The 22,490-nt window shown below is 58.3% G+C and carries 15 protein-coding genes and 5 pseudogenes; 9 read left to right on the top strand and 11 right to left on the bottom strand.

The window, feature by feature from the left end:
* Window positions 1–193: 193 nt before the first annotated feature.
* Genes ACFXS9_RS22670 through ACFXS9_RS22660 form a run of 3 tightly spaced genes read left to right on the top strand, consistent with a single transcriptional unit; the run spans window position 194 to window position 1,564 of the window.
* Window positions 194–484, top strand: coding sequence for a DUF2604 domain-containing protein (locus tag ACFXS9_RS22670; protein ID WP_057847953.1), 291 nt, complete (start codon window positions 194–196; stop codon window positions 482–484).
* Window positions 477–1,100, top strand: coding sequence for a putative metal-binding protein (locus ACFXS9_RS22665; RefSeq protein ID WP_392692197.1), 624 nt, complete (start codon window positions 477–479; stop codon window positions 1,098–1,100). The genes ACFXS9_RS22670 and ACFXS9_RS22665 overlap by 8 nt, the downstream gene beginning before the upstream one ends.
* Entirely contained in the window at window positions 1,097–1,564 is a 468-nt protein-coding gene (locus ACFXS9_RS22660) for a Mov34/MPN/PAD-1 family protein (protein WP_392692194.1), read from the top strand. The genes ACFXS9_RS22665 and ACFXS9_RS22660 overlap by 4 nt, the downstream gene beginning before the upstream one ends.
* Here the strand turns inward: ACFXS9_RS22660 and ACFXS9_RS22655 are convergent.
* Window positions 1,491–1,754, bottom strand: coding sequence for a hypothetical protein (locus ACFXS9_RS22655; protein WP_392700350.1), 264 nt, complete (start codon window positions 1,752–1,754; stop codon window positions 1,491–1,493). The two genes, ACFXS9_RS22660 and ACFXS9_RS22655, sit on opposite strands and share 74 nt — an antisense overlap.
* Here ACFXS9_RS22655 and ACFXS9_RS22650 point away from each other — a divergent pair.
* Window positions 1,684–2,022 (top strand): annotated as a pseudogene (locus ACFXS9_RS22650) (E2 ligase fold family C protein); the annotation flags it as partial. The gene ACFXS9_RS22655 and the pseudogene ACFXS9_RS22650 overlap by 71 nt on opposite strands.
* Window positions 2,023–2,252: 230 nt before the next feature.
* Complete coding sequence (locus ACFXS9_RS22645) at window positions 2,253–2,852, top strand: ThiF family adenylyltransferase (RefSeq protein WP_392692191.1); 600 nt, start codon at window positions 2,253–2,255, stop codon at window positions 2,850–2,852.
* Window positions 2,853–3,303: 451 nt separating this feature from the next.
* Here the strand turns inward: ACFXS9_RS22645 and ACFXS9_RS22640 are convergent, their stop codons facing one another.
* Together ACFXS9_RS22640 and ACFXS9_RS22635 are read right to left on the bottom strand one after the other, a co-directional pair.
* Window positions 3,304–3,876: a carboxymuconolactone decarboxylase family protein gene (locus tag ACFXS9_RS22640; RefSeq protein ID WP_197427581.1), complete on the bottom strand. Its 573-nt coding sequence runs from the start codon at window positions 3,874–3,876 to the stop codon at window positions 3,304–3,306.
* Between the two features lie 3 nt (window positions 3,877–3,879).
* Window positions 3,880–4,434, bottom strand: a complete 555-nt coding sequence (locus ACFXS9_RS22635; RefSeq protein WP_057847949.1) for a peroxiredoxin — start codon at window positions 4,432–4,434, stop codon at window positions 3,880–3,882.
* A gap of 506 nt (window positions 4,435–4,940) precedes the next feature.
* Between ACFXS9_RS22635 and ACFXS9_RS22630 the strand changes: the two genes are divergently transcribed.
* Complete coding sequence (locus tag ACFXS9_RS22630) at window positions 4,941–5,156, top strand: hypothetical protein (RefSeq protein WP_392692187.1); 216 nt, start codon at window positions 4,941–4,943, stop codon at window positions 5,154–5,156.
* A 115-nt stretch (window positions 5,157–5,271) separates the two neighbouring features.
* Here the strand turns inward: ACFXS9_RS22630 and ACFXS9_RS22625 are convergent, their stop codons facing one another.
* From ACFXS9_RS22625 to modB, 5 genes and pseudogenes are all read right to left on the bottom strand, one after another.
* Window positions 5,272–5,670 (bottom strand): hypothetical protein, encoded by a 399-nt coding sequence (locus tag ACFXS9_RS22625; RefSeq protein WP_392692185.1) that lies wholly within the window; start codon window positions 5,668–5,670, stop codon window positions 5,272–5,274.
* A gap of 175 nt (window positions 5,671–5,845) precedes the next feature.
* A pseudogene (locus ACFXS9_RS22620) lies at window positions 5,846–6,332 on the bottom strand (DUF2478 domain-containing protein).
* Between the two features lie 324 nt (window positions 6,333–6,656).
* Entirely contained in the window at window positions 6,657–7,232 is a 576-nt protein-coding gene (gene modA, locus ACFXS9_RS22615; protein ID WP_392692182.1) for a molybdate ABC transporter substrate-binding protein, read from the bottom strand.
* Between the two features lie 264 nt (window positions 7,233–7,496).
* Complete coding sequence (gene modC / locus ACFXS9_RS22610) at window positions 7,497–8,744, bottom strand: molybdenum ABC transporter ATP-binding protein (RefSeq protein WP_392692179.1); 1,248 nt, start codon at window positions 8,742–8,744, stop codon at window positions 7,497–7,499.
* Window positions 8,741–9,427, bottom strand: coding sequence for a molybdate ABC transporter permease subunit (gene modB / locus ACFXS9_RS22605; RefSeq protein WP_057847946.1), 687 nt, complete (start codon window positions 9,425–9,427; stop codon window positions 8,741–8,743). The genes modC and modB overlap by 4 nt, the downstream gene beginning before the upstream one ends.
* 585 nt (window positions 9,428–10,012) lie before the next feature.
* Between modB and ACFXS9_RS22600 the strand changes: the two are divergent.
* Window positions 10,013–10,385, top strand: a pseudogene (locus ACFXS9_RS22600) (cation:dicarboxylate symporter family transporter); the annotation flags it as partial.
* 466 nt (window positions 10,386–10,851) lie between these two features.
* Window positions 10,852–10,980: a DUF433 domain-containing protein gene (locus ACFXS9_RS22595; protein WP_082637901.1), complete on the top strand. Its 129-nt coding sequence runs from the start codon at window positions 10,852–10,854 to the stop codon at window positions 10,978–10,980.
* A 588-nt stretch (window positions 10,981–11,568) separates the two neighbouring features.
* Here ACFXS9_RS22595 and ACFXS9_RS22590 read toward each other — a convergent pair.
* Window positions 11,569–12,894, bottom strand: coding sequence for an MFS transporter (locus ACFXS9_RS22590; protein ID WP_392692176.1), 1,326 nt, complete (start codon window positions 12,892–12,894; stop codon window positions 11,569–11,571).
* 95 nt (window positions 12,895–12,989) lie between these two features.
* Between ACFXS9_RS22590 and ACFXS9_RS22585 the strand changes: the two are divergent.
* Window positions 12,990–13,513 (top strand): annotated as a pseudogene (locus ACFXS9_RS22585) (TauD/TfdA dioxygenase family protein); the annotation flags it as partial.
* Between the two features lie 31 nt (window positions 13,514–13,544).
* Here ACFXS9_RS22585 and ACFXS9_RS22580 read toward each other — a convergent pair.
* Window positions 13,545–14,978 carry an MATE family efflux transporter gene (locus ACFXS9_RS22580; RefSeq protein ID WP_392699958.1) on the bottom strand — a complete coding sequence of 478 codons (1,434 nt, stop codon included), beginning with the start codon at window positions 14,976–14,978 and terminating at the stop codon, window positions 13,545–13,547.
* Window positions 14,974–21,351: pseudogene (locus ACFXS9_RS22575) on the bottom strand (amino acid adenylation domain-containing protein); the annotation flags it as partial. The gene ACFXS9_RS22580 and the pseudogene ACFXS9_RS22575, both read right to left, overlap by 5 nt.
* Between the last annotated feature and the right edge of the window lie 1,139 nt (window positions 21,352–22,490).

Below are 22,490 nucleotides of genomic sequence, written 5' to 3'. Positions count from 1 at the left end.
CTAGGCGACTCAAGCCGCAACGGGTCGGAGATGTGGACGAAAGAGCGCTAACGCCTGAAAACTGCGTACGCACGCGTCAAATGAGGGCTTTTCGATTGCGCCTTGTGGCATGCTCCCTTTTTTTGCACGTCGTCCCCTGCATACGATCGGCAGCATCGATTCCAAGCGCCGCCCACACACAAAAGGACCAAAAATGAAGAATGAGAAGAAGCCAGGAAGTGATCAGGGCACGGATTTCGTCGAAATCACGATGGTCGTGAACGGTCAGCCTGTCGTCATTAAGGCCGTAGAGCAGCAGCCGCTGCATGTGGCCCGCCAAAAAGCGCTGGAGGAGACAAAGAACCTGGCTCAACCGCCCGAGAATTGGGAGATCAAGAACGAAGCGGGCGAGCGGTTGGATCCGGACAAGAAGCTAGGCGAGTTTGAGTTTGGCAAGGAAGTGACGCTGTTCCTGAGTCTCAAGGCTGGCGTGGCCGGTGGCTGACCTCCAAACTGTCGATCCCGAGGTCTCGCGCGTAAAGTTCGAGCGGGAGCTTGCCAACTATCGGAGCATGGAATCGGCCTATCGCAAGAGGGGCTGGATCCTGCTTGACGCAGAGTTTCCGGAAATCTTCGTGGTTTTCGCGGCGACTAAGCTGAGACCGCCTCCGATCGTCGCTGCCATCGTGCTGAATTTTACGGATTACGATCTGCGGCCGCCCTCCGTCAGGTTCGTGGACCCCTTCACGCGCGAACCGATACCCGCCAAATTGCTCCAGGTGCAAATGCTTCGCCGTGCGGCAATCCCCGGCGCAACTCCCGAAACCATTCAGGCGCTGGCCCAGCAGGGCGGGGTGCAAGTGACAAACATGATTCAGTACAACAGCCCTGATGATCGGCCATTTATTTGTCTTCCCGGCATTCGCGAATACCACGACAATCCCGCTCACACCGGTGATTCATGGCTGATGCATCGAAGCTCTGGCGAAGGATCCTTAGCTTTTATCCTCGAAAAGATCTGGCAGCACGGGGTAAAGCCGATCGAGCATTACCAGGTGCAGGTCCAGGTCCAGATTCCGGCGCTGAACGTGCTGCCCTCATTACTGGCCGTACCGGAATGAATCAGATCGCGGACGTTACGGTCCTCTCGGTACCGCGGGGCTGCGTGGACGAACTCCATGGCCATCTGCGGAAAGTGGGGCGTGAAGGGCATGAAGGTCTCGGCCTTTGGGTAGGCCGTCAGACGGGGCACCATTTTCAGGTACATAGGACTCTCATTCCCGCCCAACGCCACATACGTACTGCCGACGGGGTGTGCGTCGTAACAGGACCTGAAGAGCTGCATCGCATAAATGTATGGCTGTACCGGGAGAAGCTTGCGCTCATTGCCCAGATACACAGTCATCCCGGCCGAGCCTATCATTCCAGCACGGACGACGAATACGCGATCGCCACGACGGTGGGGTGCTTGTCTTTGGTCGTGCCGAACTTCGCGCGAGTGCCCTTCGATCTCAGGAACGTCGCATCGTACCGGCTTGACGCGGCTGGAGTGTGGCCTTGTCGGTTGGCCAGGTTACGCGGATGATTTTAATCAAGGATTGAACGATGGCCATGGCCAACTTCATGGACCGTGCGGCGTCGGCGGCGTCGCGGGTGCTAACCAATTTCAAGATCTCAGCGTTCGAGGACAGGCTTGCCGCGCAAGTGATCGGAGTGTCTTTCGACGGCGCAGCCGTGCAGTCGCCGGAAGGCAGGGCCAGTCTGGATTTGATCATCAGGCTGTTGTCGCGTCTTTATCCGACGATCGCGCTGCGGCCGCTCGATGCAAAGGCGAAGGATCATGGTCCAATCCTGGAGTTCCTGGCGAAGTCCATAAATCCTGAGATCGAGCTTGCCAAGACCAGGAAGGCCGTCACGGTTTCCGTGGTCGTTGGAAGCAGTCCGTCGCGCACTAAGTGTCCGACCTTCTTCATCGGCTCGGACGGATGGAGAGCCAAGCTTTCGAGCCGCGGTCTGGTTGGCTCCGGCGAGTCGATGAATCCGTTTGGCGCAGGAGCTGCGTCATGCTTCGCCGCAGCCAACGTCTTTCGGACGGTATTTGCCGACCAGCTGGATCAGGGCGACGCTGACGAACTTATCGACCTGTCAATGCTGACCTACGCCAAGGGCACCCCTGACCCGGTCCGGGCTTTGAGGGAACGGATATCGGCGAGACTCACCTCGTCGGGCTCGGCGCGATCGGCAATGGCGCTATATGGGCCTTGGCTCGAGCAGTGGGCCTTAAGGGATCGCTCCGTCTGGTGGACCATGAGGAGGTCGATCTTTCGAATCTGCAGCGCTACGTGCTGGCCGGTCAATGTGATGTTGGTTCACCAAAAGTGGATCTGGCGCGTGCCGCGCTCGCGGACACAGTGCTGCAAGTGTCGGCGCATTGTGCCAAATGGGACGTCTATGTGAGCGACCGGAACGATTGGATGTTCGAAAGAGTCGCTGTCGCATTGGACAACGCTCCGGACCGCATTGCCGTGCAGGGGGCGTTGCCGAAATGGATCGTAAACGCTTGGACACAGGAGCTTGATCTCGGGGTATCGCGCCACGGCTTTGATGACGGGCGGGCATGTCTGGCCTGCCTTTACTTGCCTCACGGGAAGATCAAGGACGAGGACGAGAAGATGGCTGAGGAGCTGAAGATGCCGGAGGCCCAACAAGAGATCCGGGATCTCCTTCAGACGAACAGGCCGGTGGATGTAGGTTTCGTCGAGCGTGTCGCCAAGGCCTTCGACATCCCGTCCGAAGCCCTTAAAGAGTTTGTCGGCCAGTCCGTCCGATCGTTTCACCAGCGGGCAATCTGCGGGGGATTGTCATGCGCCTGACGGACGGAGCGCAGCCTGTGAGAGCCGTTGTGCCGATGTCATTTCAGTCGGCTCTCGCTGGCATAATGTTGGCGGCGGATCTCGTGAAGCACGCTTCCGGGCTTCTGAACCTGCAGACCACAAGCACACGGATTAACCTGCTTCGTCCACTCGCGTCGCATCTTCACGATCCCAAGGCGAAAGATACGTCGGGACGGTGCATCTGCGCCGACGAAGACTTCTTAGCCGCATACCGACGAAAGTACCCAAGCTGCAGAGCTCGTTAACTTCGATCTGATCACTATGGAACGCCTCGCCTCACGGTAGGCGCGGCGAACGTGCGCTCCAACCGGACGCGCTGTTTTTCACTTGGAACGGCTGCCAAGCTATTGAAATTGCTGAGGGAGCGCCTTTTTCCAAATGCGCCTTGAAGTTGTTGGATTATCAACCGCATTTGGATTCCAGAACACCCTCAACAAGAGCGCGGAGGGGGTGGATCACTCCACCCCTGGGTCACGCCCATGCCGGCCGCCTCGATCGCAACCGCAACCGACTGCACGATCGCGGCAAAGCGGACCACAGTTTGGATGGCCGCCGAGCTGACGCCGGCCTCCCGCAGCGCCTTCTCATGGGCGTCCATGCAGGCGCCGCAGCCGTTGATGGCACTTACCGCCAGCGACCACAGCTCGAAATCGGTCCTGTCCACGCCGGGATTGCCGATCACGTTCATGCGCAGCCGCGCCGGCATCGTCTTGTATTCCGGATTGGAGGCGAGGTGAACGAAGCGGTAGTAGACGTTGTTCATCGCCATCATGGAGGCCGCGGATTTCGCCGCCGCGACCGCGGCCGGCGTCATCACGACGGCCGCCGCAGATTCTATTGCGCCGATCACCACGGGATTGCGGGTCGCAATCGCGGTGGCGAGCAACAGCCCGTATTTGCTCTGCGGTAATAGCGTCTCATCCGACATCATCGACGCCAAGTTGAGTCTCACGTCCTTGGCGAAATCGGGAATTTGGTCCTTTAGCTGTTCAATCGACATCATGCCTCAAGCAACTTTCAGGGTTTCGCCGCCTATTTCGCGGTTACAGGCGCAGAGCTCGTCGGTCTGCAGGGCATCCAGCACGCGCAGCGTGTCCTTTGGGCTCCGGCCGACATTGAGATTGGTCGCGTAGACGTGCTGGATCGTATTGTCGGGGTCGACGACGAATGTGTAGCGATAGGCGACGCCGTCGGGCGAACGCACGTCAAGGCCATCGACCAGCCCGCCCTTCGTGTCGGCAAACTGCCAGATCGGCAGATGGTGCAGGTCCTTGTGCGAGCGCCGCCAAGCGAGCTTGCAGAACTCGTTGTCGGTCGATCCGCCTAGCACGACCGCATCGCGGTCGGCAAAATCCTTCGACAGGCGGGCAAACTCCGCGATCTCGGTTGGGCAGACGAAGGTGAAATCCTTGGGGTAGAAGAAGATGACTTTCCATTTCCCAGGGAAGCTGTTCTCCGTCAGCGTCTCGAACGCGCTCTGCCCGTTCTCCTCGTGCAGGTGAAAACCGGGCTTCACGCCTGTGATTTCGAACGACGGTAACTTACTTCCAATTCCAAGCATATTGTCCTCACAAGATTGCTTCGCGTGGAAACCGATGATTCCAGCCTCAGGCGAAGCAAGCGATATGCCAGGTGATCTCGCGATTCAACTGGCGGAAATGCAACAATCGGACGCTCGCCGTGGAGGCATCTTAGCAGCATGGTTTCGATTGAATGGTCCTGCCGTCCTGCTTCAACGACTGAATATGTTGCCGTGCTCGACCGGTTGCGCGCCTTTGAACGACTAGCCCAAGTCAAATGTTCGGGTGTGCTATAATGCCAAAAGAATGCGCTTAATTAAGATGAACTCAGCGCGCGCGGCGATGTTCCGCCAAGCCACTGGTCGCCCTCACGACGCGCACGAGGACCGCTGATGTTGGAGCGGGAGCTGGGACTGACCTTGTTTTGATCGATGCCGAATCGGGGATAGTAGCCGAGCGAGCTCGAGCCAGATTCGTTGACCAGGATCAAAGGCAGCGTAGACGCTTTTAGGCATAAGGAGTGATCTGGAAGAATTGGGAGGCACGGATGTCAGCAACTGAAATCGCGACACGTCATTTTTCCGCCGCCATTGCGGAGGCGGAGGGCGCAGGTCTTGGGACTGACAGCGTTTGCCGCGCGCTGCTTAGTTGTGTGGTCACGAAATATCTCGAGATCCGGCCGGTCGACGACGTTCAGTCGGAGCTGCGCTTCGTCGCCGATAATTGCGATCCAGCGATGGATTTCATGTTCATGCGGCCGTAGCGCGGCTGCGCTCTCTCTTCATCATTGCGAGGAGCGGAGCGACGAACTAATCTATTCTCTCCTTCTGCCGCACGATGGATTGCTTCGCAGCATCAGCGGCTTGCTTTCTGGGAGGTCAAGGCTCGCTCATGGCCCTCGTGTGAGAAGAAACTTCACGTTCAACGCGAGCACAGAGGTCGATGTCAAGCGCGCCAAGCCCTCCTGTAACATCGCGTCTGTCATTGGCGATGTAACGGCGATCCGGACGGCTTTGGGGAATTGAGTTATCGGCGCTCTCCCCGAGGACAGCAAACATTTCGGCCGCGGGAATGTGAACAATAAGCCTCGCTGCTATTGCGACGCATGCGCGGGCCGAAATGTTCGACGGTAATTTCGATGCCGTAGGAGAGACGTACGCCGGCGGGGTCGCCAAAGGCGGTGCCCCAAACTGTTGCAACACAGCGTCCATCAGCAACTCTTTAACTACATCATCGGCGTTGAATTCGCGGCCACGGGCCTTGGCGCGTCGCTGCATTCGCCAAGATCGAGGCCGCCGCGGACGTTCTCGGGGTCAAAATTGTGGATGTCCTCCCGCCGTGATCAAGCTGTCGGATCTGATGATCAGTAAATAGCCGATAACGGGGTGGAATGCGCCCGGTTGCGCGGAGGCGCAGGGCGATGTCGCGCCACCGTCCCTCCACGACCTGTCGCTAGCACAGCAGCGTCGTGCCGACATCTCCGGTGAAAGTCCGCCAGGCGGCATGGTATTTTTCGGGAACAGCGGTGAGGAGCGGCACGCCAGCCATGATCGCATCAGCAAATTCCTCGCAGGCCCTGGCCGGACGCCTCCTTCCTGGAGAATTTGTTGATCACGAGGAGATCGACGTGCCGCTTGATCGCGCGGAACGCGACAACTGCGGCATCGGCAAGCCCATTAGCATCGAGCTTGCAGGAAATGGCGCCGCTGCCGAGTGGCTGACAGCTCGGAATCTCGCGCCCCGTCGCAACGTCGCGCGCGAGCATGGTTTTCGTGCCGCTTGCGCCCTTGAAGTTTCGCTGGACGATGCCGCCGACGCGCACGCCTTGCCGCGCGAGATCCTGGGTGAAGTCGGCAAGCAGCGTATCCGCGTCTTGTTCGGGCCTATAGAGGATTGCCGCGACGCGCTTGGGATAGATCTCGGCGTGGTTGGCGATCATGGGCTTGATCCTCTTGGCTCGTTTCAAACCGCGGCGCTTGCCCGTCCAGCATCTACTGCTGGCGTAGATGGCGCGATGCCCTAGCGTTCAGAGGTCGTGAACCAATGAGACGACCCCTGACCAGGGCGAACACGTCCATTCCATGGTTGAGCCTTAGCGCATAGGCAGCGGCGCGTCATGCGCGCTGTGCTGGAGATCGCCGCCACACCTTTGGCCCGTTCACTGAACTGCGCATCGATCGCAAAGCTAGCGAGCCTACCGCTGAAGGCGATTTCGATTCGCTCTGGTGTGGCTGTCCTCACGTGCTCTCCTTGCGCTGCACTTCTAGAACAACGTTGCGGCGAGGATTACCGCAAGGCCGAGCATCACCATGCCGATGGCAAGCCAGCTTGGCCACGGAGGCGTTGGGAAGCGGCTGCACCACGAAAGAGAGCGCGTACAAAACCCATCCGACCACAAGCCCGAAGGTGAAGGCGAGGGCGCGCCCGCCCCAGAGAGAGGCGAGAATCCCGCGACCAGCTTCGGCTGCGTCGACTCATAGGCGCCGAGCGCTTTAATAGCGTGCTCCGCGGCTGCGCCATAAAGCGCCGCGGCCGGATTGTAGATCGACCGTTTTGCGAAAGTCTCCGCGTCGTTCACGAACTTTTGAGTCGAACTCCAGAGCACGAGGTTGCCGATCGCATAGGTGAAGCGGCTTTCCGGAACCGCGAGCCGTTTCTCGAGCAGTTTGCTCGGGCGGGCGTTGTCGGCCGAGAGAAACACCTCAAATGGCGCCCCTTGCGTGATCTGGCTGTAAAACTGTCCGCTCGCGCCAAAGCTCAACAGGGCCTCGCCCAGTCTTCTGCTTAAACGACGCTGCATCTCCTTGGACGGTATGGTGAAGTTAGCGGCGACCGCCACATCGATCTCCGCCGCTTCCGCATTTCCGAACATAAGCAGCGTCAGAATTGAGTTGATCAGGATCAGTCGGGTAAGCGTCATTGGGCATTCCAGGGATGGGCCGCTGCGATGGCTCTGGCCGCGGCGGCTCTTTGCTTCTCATCCCAGCAATCGGCGTGCCGTTCGGGAACGTGGTGCGCGCCTTGGTTGACGACACTGAAACGCGCATAGCTGCCAGCGTGCCCGTGGAATGCTGGGTCGCTTTGCCAGCTTCCGATATCGCCGTCAAGTTACATGCGTGGCACGACAAGAGTGGAGGCTTAAGAAGATGCCGCTCGCCTCTCGTGCCGAGCTTCTCGTTACACGCCGCGGCGTCGCTTGCCTGTCCCCAGGATCTGCTGTTGGCGTGGAAGCTGGTATGGTTTGCAGTGGCGGTTCAGAGGCCGAGAGCAGCGAAACGTGCTTGAGCTGGGCGAATACGTCCACTCCATCCTTGAGCCCTAGCGAATCAAAGGAGAAACGCGTTATGCGCGCCAAAATCTCCGTGCCCGAGCCCCCGGTGCCGAGCGCAAGTACCAGCGTGATCTCAGCCGCGCCGAGCGGCAAACAGGCTCTGATGCGCGCCGGAAAGACATTGAGGATGGAGCCTGCGCGCGGTGCTTCGCGCGCGACGCTGACGTCGCAGGCAGCGATGCGCAGCCGTTGGTGCACGCCGGGTGCAAGCGGCGGCGCCGGCACCAACAGGCGCGCACCTTTGAGGCGGAGAATAAGAAGCCCATAGCGCCCATCATAGCCGCTCACCACGGCATCAAGGCTGATGGCGGCTTCGCGGCTCGCCGCAAGCGGCAGCGCAGGATCGGTCTGCAAGACATGCAGCGGCCCAGCCGCGGTTACCATGCCGCGCTCCATCATAACGAGATGATCGGCAAAGCGTTCGATCTCCGCCATGTCACGGCCGATGTAGATCATCGGCAGCGCGAGCTTCTCGGGCAGGCGCTCGACGAACGGCAGAATCTCACGTTTGGCGCAGCTGTCGAGCGCGCCAAGCGGCTCGTCCATCACAAGCAGTCTGGGCTGAGACAACAGCGCGCGACCCATGGCGACGCGCTGCCGCTCGCCGCCGGAGAGATGCGAGGGAGAGCGGTCGAGCAGCGGCGCCAGGTCGAGCAGTTCGAGCACCTCATCAAACGCGATCGGCGTCGGTTTGGGTTTGGGCGCACCGTAAAGCAAGTTGCGCCTGACCGACAAATGGGGAAAGAGACTCGCCTCCTGAGACACATAGCCGATGGGACGCAGATGCGGTGGGCGGAAGGTCGTCTTGTCCTGCCATACCTCGCCATCGATGGCGCAGAAGCCGGCCGGCAGACGCTCGAGGCCGGCGATGCAGCGCGCCACCGCAGTCTTGCCGCAGCCTGGCGGGCCGAAAATCGCCGCCACGCCTTTGGCCGGTACGCTGAATCGCGTATCGAGTGGAAAGCTAGCGATACTGCCACTCAAGGCAATTTCAATCCGGCCCGGTGTGGCTGTCCTCACGTGCTCCTCCTTCTGCTATATTTGTCGATCAAGGTTAAGGCGAGGACTACCGCAACGGCGAACATCAGCATGGCGCCGGCAAGCCAGCTTGCTTCGCGCCAGCGCGACTCTTGGACAAAGTCGAAGAGAAAGGCCGACAGCACCTTGGTGCGGCCAGGAATGTTGCCGCCGATCATCAGCACGACGCCGAACGTGCCGATCGTATGCGCAAAGCCAAGCACGGCGGCTGTCAAAAGACCCGGTCGCGCCAGAGGCAGGGCGACCGTGAAGAAGGCATATAACGGTGAGGCGCGCAGAGTGGCCGCGATCTCCAGCGGGCGGTCACCCATGGCAGCGAAGGTGTTGCGGATGGGCTGCACCACCAAAGGCAGCGCGGACAAAACCGATCCGACCACGAGCCCCGCAAAGGTGAAGGCCAGCGTGCGCCCGCCCCACAGAGAGGCGAGAAGGCCGACCGGGCCGTTCGGGCCGAGCAGGGCGAGCAGATAAAAACTGAGTACTGTTGGCGGCAGCACCAGCGGCAGCGCGATCATCGTGGCCACCGCCTCAGTCCAAAGGCTCTTCGAGCGTGCTAGCCACCACGCGAGCGGCGTGCCAACGATCAGCAGGATCACGGTCGTCACGCTCGCGAGCTCGATCGTGAGCCCGAGCGACTGCCAGATTTCTGGCGAAAAGCCATCCATGTGCGTCAACTTAAGCGTTCGAGCACAGAGCACATGGTCATGCTCGCGCAATGATTGCGTAGGCTAACGGGCCCCTTACGGAAGGCGCGCATCGCTCGGTTATTGGCGTCATTCTCCAACCGCACCAAGATTTCTGCTTGAGGGGTGCGATGTCCCCGGCCGGCTCGGTGAACTTGGCGGCAACCGCGACATTGATGTCCGCCGGTTCTTCACTGAGCATAAGCGCCATCAGTGCTTTAATCGGGATCAATCGAGCGCGGCTCATCGGGCACTCCTGAGACGGGGCCGCTGCCAGCGCTTTGGTTGCGGCGGGTTTGCGCCTGATCCCAGCAATCGCCGTGCCGCTCGAAGGATTCTGGTGAGCGCCTTACTTGGCGAGAGAGAAAGCGCGTAACTGCCTGCTTTTGGATGAAGTTGCCGATTGTCGGACTTCCGACATCGTCGTCTTGGAGCGGACAAGCTGGCCGCTCGTGTGATGTCGGCCGCCTCTCAACGCGCGGCGGCCAGATATTCGAGTTCGTATTGGGGCAGGAAAATCATGACAAGATCGGAACTGCGGCGGCCGCGCGGGCGTCATCGACCCTGATGAAACCTCCTTTATGTCCAGGCGCTGATCGCGATCCTGATCGGTGTCCTCGTCCGCTGCTGTCGCCGTCTCTTCCGACCAATAACTGGGTCAAGGCGCTCGGCGACGGCTTGATCAAGCCGATCAAGATGGTGATCGCGCCGATCATCTTCTGTAAGGTAGTTTCCGGCATCGCTCGCATCCGTCATGCGAAAAAGGTCGGCTGGGTCGGCGTCAAGGCGCTGGTCTAATTCGAGATCGTTCCACCTTTGCCCTCATTCTCGGCCCGACCATGGGCAGTTCCAGATCGGCCATGGGCTTGCCGCCAAGCCCGACAGCGCGGCGATGGCCAATTACGTCAAGCAGGCGGAAGCCTCCAACGACCGTCCATTTCAACGCTGATAAGCTCACCAAACTGACGAACATGCCAAAGTAGTGCTAATCACCGACGATTCTGTAGGCTCTGCACTGGCGGCGCGGTGTTGGGCTCGAGAAAAGGCTTTCCGCTGGCGGCGAGCCAATCAGTTCGGCTTCACTCGGTAACCGTGAGGCCAAGCGGCAAGGCGGTACGGCGCCTTGCATACGCTCCGCGTCGACATCCTCTTTCAGCATCGAGCGAATTCGGGAGAGCCGGGCTGGCGAGACATCGACGATTTCAAGCTGGGCAGTTCGTAGGCTTTGCGCGAAGAAGGGCTGGCCCGCGAGCATTAAGGCGTCGCAAGAATGAGCAATTTCAGCGCAGTTCTCATGGACTAGCCCTGCCTACCGCAGCTTTCGTTGTGCGAGAAATTGGCAATAGGATAGTCGCTGTGCGCAGAGCAGTCATTGATTTGGGTCAGCCGGGGATGCCGGCAGGCGCATTCCTGTTCGCAGCATCAAGTCATTCGCAGAAGGTGGAGTTTCAGGTGCGGATATCCGCAAAAAATACCCGACTGTGACTGAAAACGCCATCCGCGCGGCGATCGCTCACAAAGACGTTGCAGCTTGAGCGTCGGCGTCCATATCCGAGAGACTTTTTGGATGCTGGAGTTCCGGCTTTTCGTAGGAAGCATACCCATCGAGCATGGTCACGAAGCAATTTTCTACCGCGATCTCTTACACGAAAATGGCGCGGATGACGTGGTGTGCGATACGCCATTAGCTTAATAATTCCATCCTCATCGCAATGGACGGCGATATGAAGTAGTTTTCCGAAACGCTTCGGCATCCAGCCACGCCAGTACCAGTTGACCGACTTAGTCTGATACGGCTGTGCTGTAATGAAGTGCTCGCAGCAAAACGGCCTGATCGGGCAATTAGTCCCATTGAGCATGAATGAACGTTCCGCGGAGATAAATTCTCTCGCCGCTTCTGGATCGAACTCGGCGCGCACCAACTTCGGACGAACTAGGTGAAAGCAATCGATTCCGGCTGGACGCAAGCTTACGTCGCTAAAGGCGCGGCGCCCATCCTCCGGCATCGTCCCGTCGCCCTCGTCTGGCAGGCCGGCTCCGCAAAGAGCGGAAGCCGATGCAACGCATCATGAGATTGGGAACCTGGCTGGAGCCGTAACCCGTTATCGCATTGTCCAAAGCTGTTACGGGCTCCGCGCGTTCGCGGCTCGAATTTTCGACGGTGCCGTCTCGGGCATCATCAGCATGGCGCAGAGCCAGGCCGCGGTAGCGACAAGCATGTACCAAGCCGGCGCCAGCGCGTTCCCAGTAACGTGGGTCAGCCAAGCGACAACGAGTTGAGCTGTGCCTCCGAAGGTCGCTATCGCAACCGCGTAGATCGTCGCGAAGGCGCCGCCGCGGATGCTCTTGGGCATGCCTTCGACCATACCAACATAGAAGGCGCTATACGGAATCGTTCCGACGAGGGTGAGCGCGCCGAGACCTCCGAGAAGCGCCATGGGACTGCGGCTCTCTACGATCCACAAGAACACCGGATAGGTCATCAGCAGCGCGGCGATCTGCGGCCATATCATGATGGGCCGGCGTCCGGCCCGATCTGCCAGCCAACCGCCCAGGAGTGCGGCAGCAATGCCTACTGCATTGCTGACGACCGTGGTCGCAAAGGCGAGAGGCGCGGCAACTTGCAGGGTGTTCAGTGCATAAGTCGTCATATATTCCGTGACATAGGTGATAATCGTGCAGCTGGCCAAAATGATCAATCCCAAGCTCATCATGCGGCGGCTGGCACGCAATTTCCTTGCGGGCTCGACGGAGAGGGCCGGCGCTTCAGGTCGGTGCAGCGTTTCGGGCAGGGCCCTGCGCAACCAAAATCCGACCGGTAACGTACAGGCACCGAGCAGAAACGCGATCCGCCATCCGTACGCATCCAGCGACTCGCTTGTCATGGTGAGGGAGAGTATTTCTCCGACCAGCGCTCCGGCCGTTGCTGCTATTTGTTGGCTAGCAGGCTGAAACGAGACGGCAAGGCCCCGGCGTCCGGCCGGGGCCACTTCCATCAGATAGGCGGTCGTCGGACCAACTTCGCCTCCCAGGGCGAAGCCCTGCACCAAACGCGCGAGAATAACCAATAACGGAGCGGCGATCCCTATCGTGTCGTACGAAGGCGTCACAGCCAACACGAGTATAGCGGCACTCATCATGACAAAACTGGCGGTCATTGCGGGCCGGCGTCCAACTCGATCCGAGTATGAGCCGATCACAATGGCCCCGATGGGTCTGGTGACGAAACCCGCTCCGAAGGTCATGAGCGACAGCATAAGGCTGGCGAACTGATCCTGCGCCGGGAAGAACGCGTGACCGATCTGGATGGCGAAAAAGCTATAGGTCCCGAAATCGTAGAATTCGAGCATATTGCCGATCGTCGCGCCCAACACGGCATGGCTGGTCAAGCCTTCATCTGCCGCAAGGAGGGGCGGCTTCGAGCTTCGCTGAGTGAATTGTTCAGCCATGCATGCTGATCCGTCTCGAATCCTGGAACATTTCGACCAACTATGTGGAGCACCTTGAGCTCTCATGAGCAAGAAGCGGGTTCGCGCGACTCACCATCGGCGCTGAAATCAGGAATATCAATCTCTCGGGCGATTTGCCGGACCCGACGATTTCCTGCGATCAAAAGGGTGCTACTCGAGCACAAGGTCATCTTCTTCCGCGACCAATGTCATCTCGATGACGCCTAGCAGGAGCGATTCGCTTCCGTTTGGGAAAGTTGGTGTCGCACCCGACCTCGGTGTCACCAAGGGAACGGCCTCGATCCTCGAGCTTGATTCCGCCCGCGGAGGTGGCCAGGCCGATGGGGCACGTCGATGGAACCTTTGCCGATGCCTATCACAAGATTTTGGTGCTGCGAGGAGCCGTTGTAGTCCCACCATTTGGCGACGATACGGTCCGGTCAAACACCGCGGCCGCTTATCTCGACTTGCCGCCGCCGCTGCAACGGCTTGCAGACGAGCTCTGGGCGGTTCACAGCAACGTCTTCGACTACGCCGGAATGGCCCGTGTCCACGAGGTCGACAAGAAGCATTTTGACGAGGTCTTCACCAAACCATCTTCGAGACCGAGCATCCCGTGACAATGCATTGGGCCCCGATGATGTCCGTTGTCAGGTCAACCCGCGAGCTCGATCGCTCTTGAAGTTACGGTGCCGGAGCGCTCGTCTGAGCTCAGCGAACTGGTGGAACATGACGAACAGCGCGATCATTCCGGCGCCCAGTTCAGCGATTGCTTGACTGGCCAACAGGCCGCTGAAACCCCATACGACCGGGAATAACAGTACGGCCGGTATGAAGAGAAAGCCCTGCCTCGCCAAGGACACAACCGCACTGAGGCGTGCTCTCCCGAACGACTGAAGCATCGTCATCACGAAACTCTCAATACCAAAAAGTCCAAAAAAGAGATGGAAGACGATGCAGGTCGAGACGGCAATTTCCGTGACCTTATCGCTATCGCTGAACAGCCTGACCAAGGGCCGGGCAAAAATCACAACAGCCGCAGAATACGCAACGGCAAGAGCGATAGTCATGGAGAGTATGAACTTCGCAGCCTTCAATACACGAGCAAAGTCGCGCGCGCCCCAACCGAAACCCAGGACAGCTTGAGAGCCTATACAGAAGCCGGTGATAGGCAGTGCGCCGATCGTCAAGATTCGCACAGCTATTCCCACGGCCGCGATGGAATCGTCGCCGAACGGCGCAGCAGTCCAGTACAAGAGCATAACGGCAATAGCAGATAAAATACTGGTCATAGTCGCCGGCGCCCCTATGAGCGCGAGCTGTCTGATGCGATCTGCTCGCAATGAGATGTGAGATATCCTGACGAGGACTATCCCGCGAAGCTTCGCAAAATACGCGATATACAGGCTAATAGCAGCGATCTGAGATACCAGCGTTGCGAGGGCTGCGCCTCGCACACCGAGGTCCAGTAAGAATATGAAGACGGGATCAAGCACAGCGTTGAGTACGAAGGCGGTAATCATCGTCCACATGCTGAATCGTGTGTTGCCTTCGGCTCTGACGATGAAGCCGTTGACGATGTTTAGAAGCATCAGGGTGTACCCGAACAAAAGCGTCTCCGCGTAGTCGAGCGCCACGGGCATGATGGTTGGAGTGGCCCCGAGCGTTACGAAGATCCCTCGCAGATTTAGAAGCAGAGCGACGGTAAAGGTGATACCGATCGGAGCGGCGAGCGCAAGTGCAGTACTCGCGCCTCGACTCGCCTCCAGGTGCTCACCAGCGCCAAGATGACGAGATATCAACGACGCTGTTCCAACACCGATCCCGTGTCCGGCTGCCGCGAGCAGGACCACGATCGGCAAGGTCATGCTGACAGCTGCGATCGCCTGCGCGCCAAGTGCGCCAACAAAGATCGCATTGACGACCTGCTGTAACGCGTTGATCGATAAGCCAACAACAGACGGAATGGCGAGCCGCAGGATAAGGCTCGAGAGATTAGGGTCCGATAGATCGATGTGCTGCTTTTTCTTCGGCAAGACACCGCGATCGCCCTCGACGGCGAATTCAGCATCCGGCTCATTCATGGATGAAAGTGTCGCGAGCTCTTCCGAATTCGCTGATCGTCTGCAACAGCTCCTGTTGCAATACCGTGCAAAGATTGCGGGTCACCTCATAACCGACCTCGGTTGGATTATACGTCGTTTCGATCTGGAGATGGCCGGCTTGATATCCGACATCGAACCAGAAGAGGTGAATCACGGCCGCTTCATCCATGTCTGCGCCGATCCAGATTGGAGAAGGTTCCTTGGCTAAGAGACGTCGTGGAAAATGGCGCTGCAAACCCGCTCGATAATTCAATCCAATTCTGGGTAAGGGCAGGCGATCGATCCGGCTCCGCACGGCTGGATCTCGGTTTAGGAATTTCATGGCCCGAAAGCCTATTCCCCTGCGCGGCAGGGCATTGCGCTGGCGGTATATTGAACGAGCACGATCGGGACGGGGCTCCGTTCCGGTGAGACTCAAGGGAAGCGGAACGAGCTCGCTGATATGGCCGATGATCTGAGATGGATCGAGATCGTCAAACAGCCGACCTCGGATTGAGGTAAGGCTATCAATCCAGAGCGAATAGTTGCCGAAAACGCGTCCAAAGGCGCCAGATATGGCGGCAAGAAACACATCAAAGTCCTGACAATGTGCCAATCTGGCTGCAATATTGAGGAGATCAGCTGTCGCTTCTTTGTCAATCTCGAGATGGTACTTGGCCTGATCTTCCCAAAGGGATCGGCAATTCGCTTCATCAATGCGACCTTCAAGGCGTGCTTGGTGAAGCTCTCTCGCGGTCACTTTCGAAAAACTCGCGCCGCTCGATGAAGTGTCGCTGACGTGCAAATTGAACTGATGGTAGTCAATCCTCTCCCAGTATTTGAGTTCGGCTGGCGCTTCGCTGTTGGCGTAGTGCTCAAGGCGCTTCAGCCATGGAGAGAGCATTTGTATGTTCTCGGGACCACTCACGGCGTGGCCTGAGGCAAGGGCGTTGTACGCCCCATCCAATGCTTCCAGGAACAGTCGATAGCCTATCCCGTCCGCTACAAAATGATGCATCAGGACCAGCAGGTAGTAATCGCCACTTTGCGATGTGCGGAACACCGTGACGTTAACAAGAGGCGTCTGGCCGTCAAACCGAAAGGTATGTTGACGTCTTGCTGAGACGCTCTCGATTGCCTTACGCTGCTGTAGGTCGGTCATTCCGACCAGATCGATCTCCTCCACGAGGCGCTCGGCCACGGAAGGTCCGATTGTCAGACGTAGACCATCGTCAGTTCGGGCAATACGGAGTCTGAGACCTTCGTGCCTATCCATGACATGGGCAAGGGCGCGCTCCAGGATTCGGATATTCAGGACGCCGCCGGGCAGGAAAAACAGATCGCCGATGTTGAAATGCTCATCGAAGCCGACAAGACGGTTCCAAGATGAGATTGCCGGGATAACTGGCAATGAGGCATCCGCGGAAGGGAAGGTATGGAGTGTAACCGCCGCTCCGTCTGCCGCCAATTCCCTGATGGTCGGTGTTCGATAGACTTGCTCGACAGTGAGATTCAGTCCGGCTTTGCGCGCCAGCGTGACGCAGCGCACGCTCAGAAGAGAGTCTCCGCCGATATCAAAAAAGCTCTGATCGATTCCGACCCACTTGGCGCCTAATAGATCCTGCCAGATCCCAGCAAGAATACGCTCCTTCCTCGTGCGTGGCTCAGCAGATGGAACAGGCCCGACCTCGCGGTAAGGAACGGACGACAGGCGAGCACGATCGATCTTTCCGCTCGCCGTAAGCGGGATAGTGTCAACCAAACGGAAGGCGGCGGGAATCATGTAGGACGGCAATGTGTGGCGCAGGTGGGTGACAATATCTCCAGAGCTTAGACCGTCGCGAGCCGGAACCACGCTAGCCGTCAAGCGACGATGGTCATTCATGCCTTCTGCGAGGACCGCGGCCTTTGCGATTGCGGGATGAGACTCAAGGGCCGTTTCGACCTCCTCCAGCTCGATGCGAAAGCCCCGTACTTTGATCTGGTTGTCCGATCGGCCGCAAATCTCGAGAAGGCCGCTGGTTGAGATACGGGCGATATCGCCACTTCGATAAAGAACGCTGTATTGTCCGTCATCATACGGATTCGGCACGAAACAGCGGTTAGTCCGATCTTGATCCCGCCAGTACCCAGCGCTCACGCAGCGTCCCGCGATGCAGAGTTCGCCGGCGACTCCGACAGGGACTCTCTTCAACTGTGCATCGAGCACGTAGAGTTTGACGTTATCGATTGGGCGCCCAACAGGGATGAGCGACGAGCCGTCGTAGGCATCCGATGTTTCGTAGACTGCTGCATTGGATGCACATTCCGTAGCACCATAGAAGTTCCACAACGGCACGTCCGGGAAATACGCGTGCCAGCGACCCGGGAGCGAGGAAGGCATCGGTTCGGCGCTGCTCGTGACCAACCGCAAGGCGGTCGGTCGCGGGTGCCGTTCTTGGGAAGCAATGAGGCCGGATAGGAGCGGCGGCGAGGCAAATAAGTGTGTCACGCGACGTCTCGCCAACGTGCACAACAACAGATCTGGATCCAGCAACTGCTCTTGGGTCAAGATCAGCGCGGGCACACCTCTCAGAAGCCCCCCAAAGTACTCCCATGCCGACGCAACAAGTGATGCGGACTTCTGGACAACCATCACGTCGGTACTGTCGAAGGGAAAGCGTCGCCACATCCAGTTCAGTCGATTGAGAATTGCCGATTCCGGTATAAGCACCCCCTTCGCCTTCCCGGTTGAGGACGACGTGTATATGAGGCTCGCAATTCCCTGATCTGATGGTTTGTCGCTGCGCTCAAAATCGTGCACGGGCGCGCCGCACCCTTCAAGGGTCAATAGACAAATCGACGGCACGTCAAAACCAAGATCAGAGGTATTTGCGTGAACCAAAAGCTTTGCCTGACTATCTCGCAGGATATGTTCGATCCGATCACGCGGATAATCCGGCGATATGGGGACAACAATGGACTGCAAGGCTCGTGCTGCAAGAATAACAGCGGCCACGTCATGCGACCGGTCGACCAGCATGGCGACCATATCGCCAGCCCCCACGTCAGAAGCCTGCAGTAACAACCTGATAGCTGTTACGCGCTCACGCAGGTGGTCGAATGTGATCTCACCGAAATCACCAAAATATGCCACCTGGCTGCTATTAGAGACGCTGATTTGCTCGAAACCTTCGATAAGCGGACATTCAGTCTCATATGACTGCGCCGAGCTATTCAGTGAATCCAGCATAGTGACGTCTGACGCGCTGAGGCAGCTCAGATCTTTAATGGGCGCAAGCGGCTTCTCAACGCAGGCTGCAATTAGACAGCGCAGATTGTCGGCCATGCGGACAATCAGATCGCTGGAAAATATGTCTTCCGCATACGCGAGCTGGAGGGCAATTTCATCGCCGTGATCTTGTGCGTACAATGTCAGATCGAATTTTACATAGCCGGTCTCATATTCGCGGAATGTCAGATCCAACTCATGTTGGCCAAATGGCTCCGCGGCCTCGGAGTACATGTTGAACATGACCTGGAAGAGCGGTGATCGTTCAGCTTCGCGATATAGCCGGGTATCCCTTACCATCCAGCCGAACGGATATGCCGAATTTGCGATGGCATCGCCGACCAGGCCCTGGATGCGCATGGCATGAACCGCAAAGGACTGGTCGACATCGATCGCGGTGCGGATTGGCAGCATATTCAGGAAAAAGCCAACAATTTCGGCGCTGCCAGGTTGATCCCGTACGACGTGCGGTATGCCCACGATAATATCGTCTTGGCCGCTATACATCCGCAGCAGCAGCTTGAAGCACGCGAGGAGTGTTGTCGACGTGGTGCACCTATGTCGGCGCGCAAACTCCCGTACCTGATTGGAGAGCTCGCTGCCAAGCAGCACCGCATGCGAGGCGCCGCGGTAGGAATTTGTCTGCGGCCGCGCTCGTCCCGTTCCAAGCGAAAGCACCGGCGGATCATCGCCAATCTGACGACGCCAATAGCTACGCTGGTTGGCCAGCGCCTCTGAAGTAGCGTGTTGTGTTTCCCAGACCGCGTAGGTCGAGAGTGAGGCGCGGTTTTCTGGCAAAAACGCCGCGGCATCTACGTACCTTTGTCGAAGGTCCCTGAGTAGAACAGAAATCGACCAGGCATCGATGATAATTTCGTGAGCGGTGATCAGTATGAGATGGTTGTCAGGGCCAAAACGGATCATGCGCGCGCGAAAAGATGGCCTTGGCTGAGATCAAAGCTGCCGTTCAGCTCTGTTCGCCGTAACTCTGCGACCAGCTCCTCAGCTTCCTGCGCCGTGAGATGAGATGCATCAGCCAATTCAAGACTTGCGTATTGAGGAGCATCAAAAAGCTGAACCGGACCATCCTCGTCGATAAAGCGTGCCGAAAGTGCCTGATGGGAATGAACGACATCGGTCCAGGCGCGATTGAACGCCGCCAGATCGATCATGCCCCTTATCCGCAGGCCGCCTTGAATGATGTAGTTCCTGGCAGACGGATCGAGCTGCGAGAGAAACCATAGGTGCTCCTGAACTCGCGTCAGAGGCGATCGCATAAGCTTTCCGTGCGTCGGGGCTGTGCGCGGTTTGGAGCCGACCCCGGCCGAGATCGAAGCCGCAAGAGATCGGATCGTTCCATTGAGGACTAGCCTGAAATCCGTTCTCACTCCGAGCTGGGTCTGCAACTGGCCCAATATGAGCATTGCCCGGAGCGAGTCTCCGCCGAGGCTTATGAACTGGTCCTTCACGCCAATGTTCTCAATACGCAGAACGCCGGCCCAAATTTGACACAGGTGGGCTTCGAGCTCTGTTTGCGGCTCCTCGAATGGAGTCGACAATGGAGGGCGAACACTGGTCGGGTCCGGCAATGCCGCAAAATCGACCTTTCCGTTTCTGGTCAGTGGAATACTGGCGAGGTGGATGATCCTTTCTGGGAGCATGTAGGTGGGAAGCGCTTCGGCAAGAAAATTCTGAAGCTCGCCTTCCGTTACTTCAGCCGGAGTTGACACATACGCGATGAGTCGTTTCGATCCAGTTTCCTCCTCGGCCCTGGTTATATCTCTCGCCATAAGCTTTACGCCTGCGCAGACGGAGGCGACCGCGACGGCGCCACGTACCAAATGATGAGCGGAGAGGCGGGCCTCGATTTCTCCCAGCTCAATTCTGTGCCCGCGGATTTTGACCTGACGGTCCCGTCGACCGAGACATTCCAAAAGGCCATCGGAACGAATGCGCCCGAGATCACCTGTCCTGTATAGGCGCTGGAACGACGGGTCGTTTGAGAACGGGTTTGGCCCAAAGGCATCGTTGGTGCGGGCATCGTCATTGACGTAACCAGCAGCGACACCAACGCCGCTAACACAGATTTCGCCGACCTCTCCCGTGTTGCACAGCCGCGGTCCGTCGGCGACATAAACCTCAAGGTTAGAAATCGGTTTGCCGATCGGCACATAAGAATCAGCCAGCGCAGGCGCTACGGAAACCAGATGATGCGTAACGCCGTCCGCGCACTCGGTCGGCCCGTAATGATTGAGAATGGGCACCCGGGGATATAAGGCAAGCCACGCGCGCGCCTGTCCGGGTGTTAGAGGTTCTCCGACCGTTGAAATAATCCGCAAACTGTCCAGAGCTCGCTCAGCCGCCGCAAGCGACTGCAGATATTCAACAAATATTGCAAGCATCGACGGAACGAATTGAACAACCGTCACGCCGTATCCTTGAGTTGCTTTGAGAAGGGATACTGGCGATTTCAGTGTTGCATCATCAATGATCGCGATACAGCCTCCGACGCTAAGCCCTGCCAGAAGCTGCCACAGCGAGATGTCAAAGCAGTGCGATGCCGTCTGCGCGATGCAATCGGTCCGAGTGAGGGTTAGGGCATCAATCTTTGCCACCAAATGATTGTTTAGGGCTGCGCGCTCGATCGTTGCTCCCTTAGGCTGGCCCGTCGAACCCGACGTAAACAGAATGTAGGCGAGTCCATCCTCGCTCGATGGTGGCACAACTGACGAAGTCTGGCCCTCGCGCAGCGCCGCCTCTATCGCCATGAATTGCGTGGTGCCTTTGCTGCTCGCCTGAAATAGGCTGAGCGAATCCGGCTGGTCTGGGCCAATAATCAGCGCGCAGCGACTCTGCTCGATCATGAATGATGCGCGCGAAGCCGGTAACGATGGATCGAGCGGCAGGTACGTTGCTCCAGCCCTCAAAATTGCGACTACCGCCGTCGCCCAGTCGAGGTCCCGCTCACCCCAATAGCCAACGACTAAGCGGTCAGCGCCCCGCTCTCGGAACGTCCTTGCGAGGGCTTCCGATCTTAATCGCAGCGCTTTGTAGGTAAGTTCGTCTGCGCCGTACCTCAGCGCAACCCTCTCCGGATCCGATCTCGCAACGCGATCGATCGCCGAGATCGCGTCGGTGGGTTGACGTTCTACAAGCGGATTTTTGCCTGATCGATTTTCCGTAGGCATACGCGTCCCGCCATTCGTCGCCTTCTGCGGCACTTAAAGTAGAACACCGAGGATCCTGGGTTGAGGGTGTCCATTGCGTAACCACCCTGGTGCTGCCAGTCATGGTGTGCCGTTTTGTCCGTTTCTTAGCTTCTCGTCCTTTGCGTTCACTACTGTTTCCTCGATGATCGGCAGGAGAACACGGCCGGACGCTAGGGCCTCAAGTTGGCGTTGGCATCTACCGGATCTGGTAGTAGACACGCGGGTAGTCTGCATGGCGCCCGCAACCAAACGCGCCCAGAGACCCGCTCCGGCTTGTGATTTCTTGCATTTGTAGGCGCCTGGACAATGGTTTGTGCGCTCCTCATGAAAGCGGATTTGGCGCTCGCTGGGCTGCAGGTCGTCTGCGGCGACCAAGCGGTAACATCGAATGTGCAAGAACCAACACAGAGGCGTGTTACCGTTTTCCACGAGGCCGGCGTTGTTTGTATAGCCGCCGAAGGGCAGTCGTTAAGCGCTCAAACGTGTTGACGCTCTTGGCTATAACGAGATAGCTATGGGCGGCGTAACGAGTCGTGGGCGTGCAGAACCATCCACCGCGAGGTCCTTGGTCTGCTGATGTTCGCAGTCGTCTGCCTTGGTGCACACGAAAACGCGCTCAGAAACGTTTGCTGTGAACGGCAGGTGACGTCCAGTCTACCCGAAAGGGCGTACCGATACGGTTTCCGAACCGGAATTGAATTGCGGATGGCGCCTTCGCTTAGCCTCCACGAGACGCATGCTCGGCAACTCCTTTTCCTAGAGCAGAGCCGATACGAATAATGTTGCGGCGAAGCCACTTAGCGCACTACGGCGAAGCCGGAGCCGGACTGTTATTATCACGCGGGTATTCGTGGAAAGCTGGAAGACGCTGATGATGAGCCTTTCCTGCGCGTGTCGCGTTGCGTGATTGATCGCTCGTGGCGACTTTCCCACGAGCGGACTTCGACAACGCGCGGCATAGCAGGTGCGATCCCTGTGCGGGTAGACGGGTCTAGCGTCCAGGCCGGCTCCGCTCGTCGGTAATATCCCTTG

The sequence above is a fragment of the Bradyrhizobium sp. RDI18 genome (genome assembly GCF_043203335.1).
GTDB classification, from domain to species: domain Bacteria; phylum Pseudomonadota; class Alphaproteobacteria; order Rhizobiales; family Xanthobacteraceae; genus Bradyrhizobium; species Bradyrhizobium retamae.
Note: the sequence above shows the minus strand (reverse complement) of the source record. Positions and strands in the feature narration are given on the sequence as shown.